A 12,799-nucleotide genomic window follows, 5' to 3' on the forward strand; every position below is an offset into this window, starting at 1 on the left:
TCACCAGCCCGAAGCGGTGTAGACGACGGCTCCGGCCGACTCGTCGCCGAAGGCGAGTTCGCGCAGCAGGGCCGCGGTGCCCTCCTCGGGATCGATCAGCGAGATACCGCGCCGCGCGTACTCGCGTCCCAACTCCGGGGTGACCATGCCGTGATGACCGCCGGTGGGCGCCCACGGACCCCAGTGCACGGTCAGCGCCCGGTGCCCGGTGCGCGCGGACCAGGCGGTGCCGAGGCTCTCCAGGGCGTCGTTGGCCGCCGCGTAGTCGACCTGCCCGCGGTTGCCGAGCACGGCCGAGATGGAGCCGAACAGGACGGCGAAAGCAGGGCCGTTGGGCAGTTCCTCCAGCGCCGACAGCAGGGTCTCGGCGCCGTGCGTCTTCGTGCCGTAGACCCGCTGGAAGGACTCGGTGGTCTTCTCGGCGATCAGCCGGTCCTCGATGACCCCGGCCGCGTAGACGACACCGTCGAGGCGGCCGTGTTCGGCGTGGATCTCCTTGACCGCCTGGAGTGCCGCGTCCGGCTCGCGGAAGTCGACGGAGTGGTAGCGGGCCTGGCTGCCGAGGGCCGCGAGTTCGTCCAGGGTCGCGGTGATCTCCCGCTGGGCGAGCAGGAGTTCGGCGGTGCGGTTGATCTCGGCCGGCGTGCGTCCACCCTGTCCTGCGAGGGCCGCGCGCAGTTCCGCCGGGGTGCGGGCACCCGCGGTCGCCGGGTCCTCGGGTCCGGCCGGTGCGGCCGTCCTGCCGAGGAGTTCGATACGGCACCGGGAGGCCGCGGCGAGCGCGACCGCGAACTTCGCGGTGATGCCCCGCGCGCCACCCACCAGCAGCACCACCGCGTCACGGTCGAGACCGATGGCGGCGGCCTCGGCGACCCCGTCGCCGGCCGGACCGGCACCGTTGGTCGCGAGTGCGCCGAGCGGTGTCTCGGTCAGCTCAAGTCCGTGCCGTCCGGCGGCGGTTCGGAGCACGACCGGCTCATCGCCGGGTGCGAGAAGTTCGGCGAGCACCGCGTCGGCGACGGCGGCCGGTGCCGTGTCCGTCACCTCGACGACCCGGGCGACGGTGTCCGGGTACTCGCGCGCCACCGTACGGAACAGCCCGTGCAGGCCGGCCGATCCGCCCTCCGCCCCTTGTACGGCGATCAGTTGGCGCGGATTCCGGGCGAGCGCGGCCTGGAACACGGGGAACGCCTCGGGCAGCACCGGTGCCGCCGCGGTGAGCGGCGTCAGATACAGGACGCCGTCCACCTGGCCGTCCGCTGCGGCGAGTTGGTGCTCGGGGTCGACGACCAGTGCCTCGGCGCCGTACGAGGAGAGCCGGGCTACTACGGCCTCTGCACTGTCTCCGTCGCCGTAGAGGACGAACCGCCGCCCGCCTAGTACGGAGGTTGGGTCCGCCGGGTTGTCGCCGTCCTGGTGCGCGAGCAGCATCGGCCGCAGCTGGAGCCGCTTGGGTGCGGTGCCGGTGACCTCGTCCTGCGGGGAGGTGTCGGCTGCCGGGGCGGCGGGCTCGGTCAGGCGTGCCGCCAGCCAGCCCGTGACGGACGCCGCCGTGCGGGCCTTCGCCAGGTCCTCCAGCTCGGCGTCGTCGAGCGAGGCGATGTCCGCGCCGCCGCCGATGCCCAGCCGCTGCGCCAACTCACCGGCGATCTCAGCCCGTTTGATGGAGTCGATGCTGAGGTCCGCCTCCAGGTCGAGGTCGGGCTCGATCATGTCGACGGGATAGCCGGTGCGTTCGCTGATGATCTCCAGCACGACCCGCAGCACGTCGTCCTCGGTGACGGCCTCGGGCGCCGACTCCGGCTGTGTGGTGGGCTGTTGGGCCACCGGGGCCGCGACGGCGGCCGGCAGGGCGGGCAGCTGCGGGAGCGCCTCGACCACGGCGGGTGCAGGCGCGGGAATCCAGGTTCCCTGAGGCACCGCCGCCTGCGTGGCGCCGAAGTAGGTCAGCAGCACGTCCCGTTGGGCGGCCACCATCTCCCGGCTGGTGCGCAGGAATTCGGAGATGAGCGCGTCCCTGTTCGCCTCGACGGGGGCGCCGCCCTGAGGGTTCGTCGTCACAGTCGTCTCCACAACGCGTCGGGCCGGTGCGAGGGCACCGGGGAGAAGGTCTCCGGCGGCGGTGCGGACCAGCTGTCCGTCGACCGTCCAGCCGGGCCGCTTGGGCACAGGAGTCCGGGCCGCGTCGACGGCGTCGCGCCCGTTGAACAGCCATCCGGTGCGCACCGGCAGCCCCGCGACGGCGAGTTGGGCCAGCGCGTCGAGCCAGCCGCGCAGTCCGCTGTCCTGCCGGGGCTCGCACGCGACCGTGCGGTGCGGACGCTCCCCGAGGATCTGGGCCACCAGCCGGGTCAGCACCGACCCGGGGCCCGCCTCGACGAAGACCCGCGCACCCGCCTCGTACATCGCCTCGATCTGCGCGACGAAGCCGACCGGCGCCCCGATCTGCGCGGCGAGTTCGGCCCGGACCGCGTCGGCACCCTCGCCGTACGGGGCCGCCGTGCGGTTGGACCACACGGGGAACTCCGGTGTGAGCACGGCCTGTTGGGCGAGGGCCTGGGCGAACCGTTCGCCCGCCCCCGCCACCAGCGGGCTGTGGAAGGCGCAGGCGACGGGGATGCGCTTGGCGCCGAGACCGGCCTCACGCAGCAGCCGCACGGCTTCCGCGACCGCCTCCGTGGGGCCCGAAATCACCGTCTGGCGAGGCGAGTTGTGGTTGGCGAGGACGACCGAGTCCGGTGCGCCCGCCGTTTTCAGGGCCTGCTCGACCTCCTCGGCGCCGGCGGCGACCGCGGCCATGGTGCCCGGGTCGTCGGCGCCGGTGGCTTCGAGGATCGCCGCCGCGCGCTCGGCGCTCAGCTCCAGCAGCGCCTCCGGAGCGATGGCGCCCGCCGCGCACAGGGCGACCAGCTCGCCGTAGCTGTGCCCGGCCGCCATGTCGGGCCGTACGCCCGCCTCGGTGAGCAGCGCGTGGGCGGCGAGCCCGGCGATGCCGAGCGCGGGCTGCGCGACCCGGGTGTCGGTGAGGCCGGCCTGCTGGCGGTCGCGGGCGGTGTCGTCGAAGGCGGTGGGCGGGTAGAGCGCGTCGGCGTGGTCGCGGCCGAGGTGCAGATAGTGCTGCAGCTCGGGGAAGGCGATGAACACGTCGGCGAGCATCCCGGGCCGCTGACTACCCTGACCGGGGAAGAGGAAGGCGACCTGGCCGGTCTCCTCCTGGAGGTCGGCCGCGTGGATGCCCGCGCCGGGATCGCGCTCACCGGCCAGCGCCCGCCGCAACTGCCCGGCCAGTCCCTCGACATCCGTGGCCACGACGGCCACTTGGACCGGTTCGTGCCGGGCGTCGGAGCGGCGGGACGCGCTGAGGGCGAGGTCGCGCAGCTTCCAGGAACCCGACTCGGCGAGTTTGAGGGTCTCCTCGATGCCCCGGCGCGCCGCCGCCCGGTCCGCTCCCCGGAAGGTGAACAGCTCGGCGGGCCACGCGTCCAGACCGTGCGCGGGCGGTACGGCGTCGCCGTAGGCCTGGATCACCGTGTGGAAGTTGGTGCCGCCGAAGCCGAACGCGCTGAGTCCCGCGACGCGTTCCTCGGCGGGAGCGGCCCAGGGCCGGGGCCGGGCGTGGAAGACGAACGGGCTGTCGTCCTCCTTCCAGGCCGAGTTGGGCTGCTTCATGTGCAGGGTGGGGGGCTTGACCCCGGTGTACAGCGACAGCACGGTCTTGATCAGGCCGGCCAGTCCGGCGGCGCACTTGGTGTGCCCGATCTGCGACTTGACCGAGCCGAGCGCACAACTGCCCGTCTCCGCACCGGACTCGGTGAACACCTCGCTGAGGATGGAGAGTTCGGTCCGGTCGCCGACGACCGTGCCGGTGCCGTGCGCCTCGACCAGGCCGACGGCGGCGGGGGAGACGCCCGCGTTGCGGTACGCCCGCTCCAGCGCGGCCCGTTGCCCTTCCGGTCGGGGTGCCGTCAGGCCCAGTGAGCGGCCGTCGCTGGAACTGCCGACTCCCTTGATGACGCCGTAGATCCGGTCGCCGTCCCGCTCCGCGTCCGCGAGCCGCTTGAGGACCACGCAGGCGACACCCTCGCCGAGCGCGATGCCGTCCGCCGAGTTGTCGAAGGCGCGGGAGCGGCCGGTCGGGGACAGGGCGTGCACGGAGGAGAAGAGGACGTAGTCGTTGATGCCGTTGTGGAGGTCGGCGCCCCCGCACAGCACGATGTCGCTGGTGCCGCCCACGAGTTCCTTGCAGGCGACGTCGACGGCGGCCAGCGAGGACGCGCAGGCCGCGTCGACCGTGAAGTTGGCCCCGCCGAGGTCGAGCCGGTTGGCGATCCGGCCCGAGATGACGTTGGAGAGCATCCCGGGGAAGGAGTCCTCGGTGAGGGTGGGGAGTTGCTCCTCGATGCCCTGCGGGATCTTCCCGTAGTAGGAGGGGAGTACGGCGCGCAGCGTGGTCGCGTTGGACAGGTCGCTGCCCGCCTCCGCGCCGAACACCACGGAGGTGCGCGCGCGGTCGAACTGCCGTCCCCGGTCGCCGTATCCGGCGTCCTCCAGGGAGCGCCGGGCGGCTTCGAGGGCCAGCAGTTGGACCGGTTCGATGCTGCCGAGGGAGGTCGGCGGGATGCCGTAGCGCAGCGGGTCGAAGGGGATGCGGGGCAGGAAGCCGCCCCACTTCGACGGGGTGGCGCCGCTCTTGTCGTCCGCGTAGTGCACGGCGGGGTCCCAGCGGTCGGCCGGGACCTCGGTCACCGCGTCGCGTCCGCCGAGGATGTTCGCCCAGAAGGTGGGCAGGTCAGGGGCCTCGGGGAACATGCAGGCCATGCCGATGACAGCGATGTCCAGCGGGGCGGGCGGCTCCGGTTCGGCCTGCTCCTCAATTCCCAGGAGGGCACGGGCGGTTCGCGCGCTGTCGTCCAGGAAGTCGGCGGCCTCCTCGGTCACCGAGCGGTGCAGGGCGTCGATCGTGGTGGTCGCCGAACGCAGCACGGCGACCTCGCCGGCCATGAACATCCCCTCGGCGAGCTGGCGTTCTTCGTCCACGGAGGTCAGCGCACCGGCCGCGTCCCGCTCCACGCCCTTGCTGGCGATGCGGAGCCGGCCGACGTTGAGCCGTTCCAACTTCTCCCAGATCTGCCGGTCCGGGACGCCCTGCTCGCGCAACTCGGCTTCGAAGTGCAGGTAGTTGTCGCTGAACGGGCTGGGTACGCAGCGGGTGGCGTGACCGGGCGCGGTCTCCAGCAACGCGGTCCGGGTGGCCCGGACCACCTGCTCCTGGAAGAGGGGTTGGACCGCTCCACGCGTCACCGCCTCCTCCGTGAAGAGGTAGGCGGTACCCATCAGCACGCCGACAGCGGCGCCGCGCGCGGTGAGCGGCGCGGCGAGGGCGGCCACCATCGCCGCCGAGCGCTCGTCGTGGACGCCGCCCGCGAAGAAGACCTCGACGTGTTCGGCCGTGCCCGCTGCCGCTGTCTCCAAGAAGTCGTCCAGGACGGCGAGTTGGGCCTCCCACAGCGGGAAGCTGCCGCGCGGTCCGACGTGGCCGCCGCACTCGGAGCCCTCGAACACGAACCTGCGGACACCGGCGTCCAGGAACTGCCGCAGCAGTCCCGGCGACGGCACGTGGAGGAAGGTGGCGATCCCGGACCGTTCCAACGCCTCGGCCTGGGAGGGGCGGCCGCCCGCGATGATCGCGTGGGTGGGCCTCAACTCCCGTACCGCTTCGAGCTGGGCGGTGCGCATCTCCTCGGGCGCGAAGCCGAGCACCCCGACACCCCAGGGCCGGTCGCCCACGGCGGCGCGCGTCTCGGCCAGGACCGTCCGCGACTGCTCGCCGCTCGCCAGCGCCAGCGCCACGAACGGCAGGGCACCGCCCCCGGCGACGGCCGCGGCGAACTCCGCCTGGTCGCTGACACGGGTCATCGGGCCCTGGGCGAGAGGGAGTTGGGTGCCGAGCCGCCGGCTCATCGGTGAGCCGGCGCGCAGTGCTCCGGCCGGTGCCTCGTCGCGTATCGACTCCCGTACGGCGGCGGTCAGTTCACGCACGGTCCGGCCCACGTCGCCCCAGCGCTCGGCGAACCGCGCGGCGAGGAAGCCGTCCTGGCCGACCGGCAGCAGCTGGGTGCGCGGGTCGCGGGCGCCGAGCAGTTCGGAGACCCGCTCGGCGGGTACCTGGGGGGCGTCCGGGCCGCGGCGCAGCAGCACCCGGTGACCGGCGATCACCGTGGTCTCGGAGCCGTCCATCGAGCGCAGCGCCGCTGCCGCCGTCTCCGGCAGTGCCGACTCGGCGAGCAGCGCCAGCTGGCTGTCGAGCACGACCCCGGCCGCGCCACCGGCCACCGCAGCGGCGGCCGTACGCGGGCCGATGCCGCCGCAGGCCCAGACCGGGACGGTGACACCGGGTTCGGCGAGCAGCCGTTGGAGTAACACGAACGTGCTCAACTCGCCGATGCGGCCGCCGCTTTCGGCGCCCCGGGCGATGAGCCCGTGCGCACCGGAGCTGATTGCCGTCAGCGCCTGGTCGGGATCGATGACCTCGACCAGCACCCGGAACGAGCCGGCGACCTCCTCGACCCGCCACGGGGCGTCCGCGGCGAGGACGACGGTGCCCGGGCCGCCGTCGGCGGCCGCGGCGAGTTCCGAGGGGGCGATCCGGCAGTGGGCCCCGACGCGTACCCCGAAGGGGCCAGGGGACCAGCGTCGGATTCGCGCCAGGGCCTCTCTGGATCTTCGGTCGCCAATTCCGAGGTCCAGTACACCGAGCCCGCCGGCGCGGCTCACTGCCGCCGCGAGTCGGGCATCCGGTTCATGGAACGGCGTGATTCCAATGATCATTTCTGCGGCGCGCGCGACAGACGTCATGATTCTCCGAATAAACGGTGAAACTGCACGGTGGGGGGTTTCGGCCTGTAGGCGCCGAACGGAATCGCAGAGACGCGAGTTGGCTGGTTGAAAGCTAGCGTCACTGTTACTCGGCGGTCAACAACGGAAAGGTAAGCGCCACACCCAGGGAAATGATCCGGCCAGCGCGAACGAGCCCCCAAACGACCGGAAACCCCGCCAATTTCCTTCAGAGGGCACGCCATTCGGACCGCAGTGGCGCAAGCGGTCCAAAAGCCCCTGGTATTCATCCGAGGCTCATGGTCCCGAAACATGACGGACTGCGGAACGGAATTATGTAAACGTTGGGTGTCGGTGCCTCCTCGCACGAGCCGCGCTAGGTTGGCACCCATGAGCACACCCCGGGACCTGCTGATCGTCGCCATGGATGTCGCCCCCGACCGCCCCGTCGAGTCGGGTGAGCTTTCGCTCGCGCTCGCGGGAGCCGAGGTGGTCGACCTCCTCGCCGCCGAAGCCGTCGCGCTGGACGGCGAACTGATCGTGCCGAACCTCCAAGTCCCCCTGCCGGACGGACTTTTGGACGAGGCCGCGACCGCCGTCGTACGGGAGACGCCGTACGAGTCGGTCGAGGACTGGCTGTGGCGGCGGGGGCAGGGTCTGGTCTCGGCCTATCTCGCCGCGCTGGAGAAGGAGGGTCTGATCGCCCGGCAGCGCGGTCGCTGGAACCTGGTCCGCGGCGGCAGGGCGGCCCTGGTCGACTCCCAGGCCCGCAGCCGGGCGGCGGACCGCTGGGCCACGGGCGAACCCGTCCTCGCCCAGCTCGCCGCGGCCGTCGGCATCCACGAGGTGCCGGACGAGGACTCCGCGAAGGTCGCCGACGAGGCCCTGGACACCGTCCTCGCCGCCGTGCACGGCGCGGTGACGGAACTGGAGGCCGTCCGGCAGCGCAAGAGCGTCGAGGACGCGGCCTATGACAACGTGTGGCGCGGTATGTGACGGTCGTTCAGTTGCCGCGCAGTGCGGCAACTGCCGAAAAGGCAGAGCCAGTTGATGGTCCTGAGCCCCAAGTGACGCCACGTTACCCATGGTAGTCACAAGGTGTGCGCCGAGCCTAGGACGCGGTCGCCCCCAGCGGAATCGTCACCGTGAACACCGTCGCCCCCGGCTCCGACGTCAGCTCGACCGTGCCGCCGTGGGCCATCGCCAGCGAGCGCGCCACCGCGAGCCCGAGGCCGCTGCCGCCGCGGTCCCGGCTGCGGGCCTTGTCGACACGGTAGAAGCGGTCGAAGACCTGGGCCCGGTCGGCGTCCGGGATACCGGGACCCGCGTCGGCGATCCGTACCGAAGCCGTGCCCGCGGCGACCGTCACCGTCACCGACACCCGCGTGCCGGGCGGGGTGTGCACGGCCGCGTTGGTCAGGAGGTTGTCCAGCACCTGCCGGATCCGGACCGGGTCGACCCGCAGCGGGACCGGGGCCTGCGGCACCGACACCGTCAGCGGGCGGTCCGGATGCCCGGCCCGGAACGCGTCCGCCGCCTGCGCCACGAGTTCCACCAGCTCCGCGTCCTGCAGCCGGATCGGAGTCTCCACGTCCGCCGCGTCCAGACGGGCCAGCAGGAGCAGGTCGTCGAGGAGGATGCCCATACGGGCCGCCTCGGCACGCAGCCGGGCCAGGTGCTTGTCCCGCTCCTCGGGCACGTTCGCCGCCGCGTACTGGAACAGGTCCGCGTAACCGCGCACCGACATCAACGGCGTCCGCAGCTCGTGCGAGGCGTCCGCGACGAACCGGCGCAGCCGCTGCTCCGCCTCCGCGCGCACCGCGAGCGAGTCGTCGATGTGCTCCAGCATCGTGTTGAACGCGGTGCGCAGCTCCTCGACCTCCGGGCCGCCGCCCCGCTCGTCCGCGCGCAACGGCAGCCTGGCCGCCGACTCGGACAGGTCGTGCGAGGCGATGCCGTGCGCGGTGTGCGCCATGTCGCTCAGCGGCTGCAGCCCGCGCCGCAGCAGCCTGCGGCCGAGCACCACCAGCGCGAGCAGGGCGAGACCGAAGGCGACCACCTGGATGAGCACGAGCTGTCGTACCGTGTCGTCGATGTCGTCCATCGGCGCACCGCTGACCAGCACCACACCGGGTTCGACCGCGCAGCCGCGCAGCCGGTACTCGCCCTCGCCCGTGATGTCGCTGGTGCGCAGCACCTCGGTGCCCTTGGCGATCTGGGCCTGTGCCACTGCGGTGAGATCGCCGATGTCCGTCGGCAGGTCCGAGCTCTCCTCGGGCTTGCGGAGCACCGGCTTGCCGTCCTTGACGTCGTACACGGCGTAGTACCAGCGGTAGTACTTCTTGCCCTGGAGCGTGCCGCTCGCCGCGATGGACTTGGACTGGGCGCCCTGGGCGAGCCCGAGCTGGTCGTCGAGCTGGGCCGACAGGTAGTCCCGCATGTATGTCGTCAGCGCCGTGCCCACGACGGCGAACACCACCAGAGCCAGCGCACCCAGCCCCAGCGCGAGCCGCGTGCCCAGCCGCAGCCTGCGCCAGTTGTGGCGCAGTCGTCCGATCATTCGGCGGCCTGCCGGATCACATAGCCGAAGCCGCGCACGGTGTGGATCAGCGGATCGTGCCCCTCGTCGAGCTTCCGGCGCAGCCGGCTGACCACCAGTTCCACCACATTGGAGCGGCCGCCGAAGCCGTACTCCCACACATGGTCGAGGATCTGCGCCTTGGTGAGCACGGTCGGCGACTTGCGCAGCAGATAGCGCAGCACCTCGTACTCGGTCGGGGTGAGCGTGATGAGGTGGTCGCCGCGCCGCACCTCCCGGGTGTCCTCGTCCATCGTGAGGTCCGCGACCCGCAGCACCGAGCGCGGGAAACCGGGCCCGGCGCTGCGCCGCAGCACGGTCCGCAGCCGGGCCATCAGCTCCTCCACCGCGAACGGCTTGACCAGGTAGTCGTCACCCCCGCGCGTCAGCCCCGCGACCCGGTCGGCGACCGCGTCCCGCGCCGTGAGGAACACCACGGGCACCATCGTCCCCGAGTGCCGCAGCCGGTCCAGCACGCCGAAGCCGTCCAGGCCGGGCAGCATCAGGTCGAGCACCACGATGTCGGGCTGGAACTCGGCGGCGACGGTCAGCGCCTCCTCGCCGGAGTACGCGCACGCGGCCTCCCAGCCCTCGTAGCGGGCGACCGTCGCGACGAGGTCGGCGATCGGCGGGTCGTCGTCCACGACGAGGAGTCGAACTTTGTCCACCCGCTCATACTGCGCCACCCGCCGATCAGCGCCAGACCCACGGCACCGCCGCACCCACATCGATAAGTACCTGAAAGTTGTTCGACAGGAAAACGACAGCGCCCCGAGGTCAAGCTCGTCTCCCAGGACCCGATCAAGGAGCTGCCGTCCGTGACGACCGTCCAATCACCCCCTGCGCCCCCCACGGCGATACGCCCCAGGGTGGTGGCCCGCACCGGCCTGTACGCCGTGCTGGCCGCGAACGTCGCCGTGGTGACCGTCTTCTTCGCCCAGGCCGGATTCGCCTCCAACTCGCTGATCGTCATCGGCCGCCTCCTCGGCCTCTACGGCGCGCTCGTGATGGCCTTCCAGCTGCTGCTCGTGGCCCGCCTGCCCTGGCTGGACCGCCGCATCGGCATGGACCGGATGACCTCCTGGCACCGCTGGACCGGCTTCGCCCTGCTCTGGACGCTGCTCGGGCACCTCGTCTTCATCGCCTTCGGCTACGCGGAGGGCACCGACACCGGCCCGGTCGGCGAGGTCGTCGACCTCGCCGAGACCACCGAGGGCATCCTGCGCGCGCTCGTCGCCTTCGCCCTGATCCTCGTCATCGGCGCGACCTCCGCCCGCTACGCCCGCCGCCGCCTCGCCTATGAGACCTGGCACTTCATCCACCTCTACACCTACGTCGCGGTGGTCCTCGCCTTCACCCACCAGGTCGCGGTCGGTACGACCTTCACCGCGTCCTCGGCCGCCACGACGTACTGGTACACGGTCTGGGGCGTGGCCCTCGGCTCGGTCGCCCTCGGCCGCCTGGTCCTGCCCCTGTGGCGCAACCTCCGCCACCAGTTCCGGGTCTCCGCGGTCGTCCCCGAGTCCGACAACGTCGTCTCGATCTACATCACCGGCCGCGACCTCCACCAACTCCCCGCCCAGGCAGGCCAGTTCTTCCTCTGGCGCTTCCTCACCAAGGACCGCTGGTGGCAGGCCAACCCCTTCTCCCTCTCGGCCGCCCCCGACGGCACCGGCCTCCGCCTCACCGCCAAGACCGCCGGCGACGGCACGGCTGCCCTGCGCCACCTCAAGGTCGGCACCCGCGTCTTCGCCGAGGGCCCCTACGGCGCCTTCACCACCCTGCACCGCAGGAGGACCGAGTCCCTGCTCATCGCCGGCGGCGTCGGCGTCACCCCCATCCGCGCCCTGCTGGAGGACCTGGAGGGCCACGCGGTCGTCATCTACCGCGTCTCCGCAGAACGCGACGCGGTCCTCTACGGCGAGCTGGCCGAGTTGGCCCGGTCCAAGGGCGCCGAACTGCACCTGCTCACCGGCCCGCCCGTCCCCGACAAGCTGTCCTCGCGCGAACTCGCCCGCCTGGTACCGGACATCGGCGACCGGGACGTCTTCCTCTGCGGACCCCCGCCGATGATGAACGCGGTACTGCGCACCCTCGGCGACATGGGCGTGCCCAAGCAGCAGATCCACTTCGAACGCTTCAGCCTGGCGGGATGAGAGACATATCGTGAAGCGAGTCATACCTGTCCTGGTGTTGTCCGTCGCGGGTCTGATCCCCGTGTGGCGCTATGAGCCGTCCATCGGGACGACGACCACCACGACCACCGAGGCAGTCGCCCCCACTCCGACTCCGTCGGCGACCTCGTCGTCCTCGGGCTCGTCCTCGTCGACACCCTCCACATCGTCGAAGAAGGTCGTCCAGGGCACCGCGATCAACACCTCCAAGGGCACCGTGCAGGTGCAGGTGACCTTCGAGGGCGACAAGATCAGTGCCGTCAGCATGCTCCAGCAGCCGAATCACCCGCAGACCACCGCGGCCGTCCCGGTGCTGATCGAGGAGACCCTCAAGGCGCAGAGCTCGAAGATCGACACGGTCTCCGGCGCCACGATCACCAGCGACGCCTACGTCCAGTCGCTCCAGGCCGCCATCGACGCCAAGGGCGCCTGAGATGAACCGCGTTGAGCATGTGATGGGGTTCCCGGTGTCGTTGCGGATCGACGACGAGGGCGGCGGTCCCCGCATGGACGAGACGGCGGACGCGCTGTTCGCCTGGCTGCGCGAGGTCGACGCCCGCTTCAGCCCGTTCCGCCCGGACAGCGAGGTCTGCCGCTACGACCGGGGCGAACTCCGACTCCCGGACCTCAGTGCGGACTTGACCGAGGTCCTCGGCCTCTGCGAGCAGTACCGGCTCGCCACCGGCGGTGCCTTCGACGTCCGGCTGCCCGGCCGGCCCCTCGACCCCTGCGCGGTCGTCAAGGGCTGGTCGGTGCAGCGGGCGGCCGAACTGCTCACCGCCGCCGGCGCCCGGCGCTTCATCCTCAACGCCGGTGGAGACGTGGTCGTGGCAGGCGGACCGTGGCGAGTGGGTGTACGGCACCCCGAGCACGCCGACCAGCTGTGCACGGTCCTGGAGTTGACCGGCGGGGCGGTGGCGACCTCCGCGCGCTACGAACGCGGCGACCACATCGTCGACGGTCGCACCGGCCGCCCGGCGACCGGGCTGCTCAGCATCTCCGTCGTCGCCGCGTCGCTGACGGAGGCGGACGCCACGGCCACCGCGGCCTTCGCCATGGGCCCGGAGGGCGTCGACTGGGCCGCCGCCCGGCCCGGCTGCGAGGTCTTCGCGGTGGACGCGGAGCGCCGGGTCCGCCGTACACCGGGATTCCCGGTCGCGACGGTGGCGGCGTAGGGATACGACCGAAGTACCCACGACAAGCGGAAGGGCCG

At 72.1% G+C, this 12,799-nt stretch carries 7 protein-coding genes; 4 read left to right on the plus strand and 3 right to left on the minus strand.

The window, feature by feature from the left end; all coding sequences use genetic code 11:
- Complete coding sequence (locus ACIBJH_RS39650) at positions 1-6,855, minus strand: SDR family oxidoreductase (RefSeq protein WP_399121788.1); 6,855 nt, start codon at positions 6,853-6,855, stop codon at positions 1-3.
- A gap of 369 nt (positions 6,856-7,224) precedes the next feature.
- Between ACIBJH_RS39650 and ACIBJH_RS39655 the strand changes: the two genes are divergently transcribed.
- Positions 7,225-7,830: a GPP34 family phosphoprotein gene (locus tag ACIBJH_RS39655; RefSeq protein ID WP_399121789.1), complete on the plus strand. Its 606-nt coding sequence runs from the start codon at positions 7,225-7,227 to the stop codon at positions 7,828-7,830.
- Between the two features lie 115 nt (positions 7,831-7,945).
- On the opposite strand, the gene ACIBJH_RS39660 is transcribed toward ACIBJH_RS39655, so the two are convergent.
- Positions 7,946-9,394: a sensor histidine kinase gene (locus ACIBJH_RS39660; RefSeq protein WP_399121790.1), complete on the minus strand. Its 1,449-nt coding sequence runs from the start codon at positions 9,392-9,394 to the stop codon at positions 7,946-7,948.
- Positions 9,391-10,080: a response regulator transcription factor gene (locus tag ACIBJH_RS39665; RefSeq protein ID WP_262062724.1), complete on the minus strand. Its 690-nt coding sequence runs from the start codon at positions 10,078-10,080 to the stop codon at positions 9,391-9,393. The genes ACIBJH_RS39660 and ACIBJH_RS39665 overlap by 4 nt, the downstream gene beginning before the upstream one ends.
- A 150-nt stretch (positions 10,081-10,230) precedes the next feature.
- On the opposite strand from ACIBJH_RS39665, the gene ACIBJH_RS39670 reads away from it, so the two are divergent.
- Genes ACIBJH_RS39670 through ACIBJH_RS39680 form a run of 3 tightly spaced genes read left to right on the plus strand, consistent with a single transcriptional unit; the run spans position 10,231 to position 12,761 of the window.
- Positions 10,231-11,568 (plus strand): ferric reductase-like transmembrane domain-containing protein, encoded by a 1,338-nt coding sequence (locus tag ACIBJH_RS39670; RefSeq protein ID WP_399121791.1) that lies wholly within the window; start codon positions 10,231-10,233, stop codon positions 11,566-11,568.
- 10 nt (positions 11,569-11,578) lie between these two features.
- On the plus strand, positions 11,579-12,019 hold the full coding sequence (locus ACIBJH_RS39675) for an FMN-binding protein (protein ID WP_399121792.1): 441 nt from the start codon (positions 11,579-11,581) through the stop codon (positions 12,017-12,019).
- Position 12,020: 1 nt separating this feature from the next.
- A complete protein-coding gene (locus tag ACIBJH_RS39680; protein WP_399121793.1) occupies positions 12,021-12,761 on the plus strand; it encodes an FAD:protein FMN transferase in 741 nt (246 codons plus the stop codon).
- The last annotated feature ends 38 nt before the right edge of the window (positions 12,762-12,799 follow it).

The organism is Streptomyces sp. NPDC050548 (assembly GCF_044457385.1).
Classification (GTDB): domain Bacteria; phylum Actinomycetota; class Actinomycetes; order Streptomycetales; family Streptomycetaceae; genus Streptomyces.

Excerpts from the sequence above, each read along its gene's own strand:
- ACIBJH_RS39650 (WP_399121788.1), bottom strand. The coding sequence starts at position 6,855 with ATGACGTCTGTCGCGCGCGCCGCAGAAATGATCATTGGAATCACGCCG.
- ACIBJH_RS39655 (WP_399121789.1), top strand. The coding sequence starts at position 7,225 with ATGAGCACACCCCGGGACCTGCTGATCGTCGCCATGGATGTCGCCCCC.
- ACIBJH_RS39660 (WP_399121790.1), bottom strand. The coding sequence starts at position 9,394 with ATGATCGGACGACTGCGCCACAACTGGCGCAGGCTGCGGCTGGGCACG.
- ACIBJH_RS39680 (WP_399121793.1), top strand. The coding sequence starts at position 12,021 with ATGAACCGCGTTGAGCATGTGATGGGGTTCCCGGTGTCGTTGCGGATC.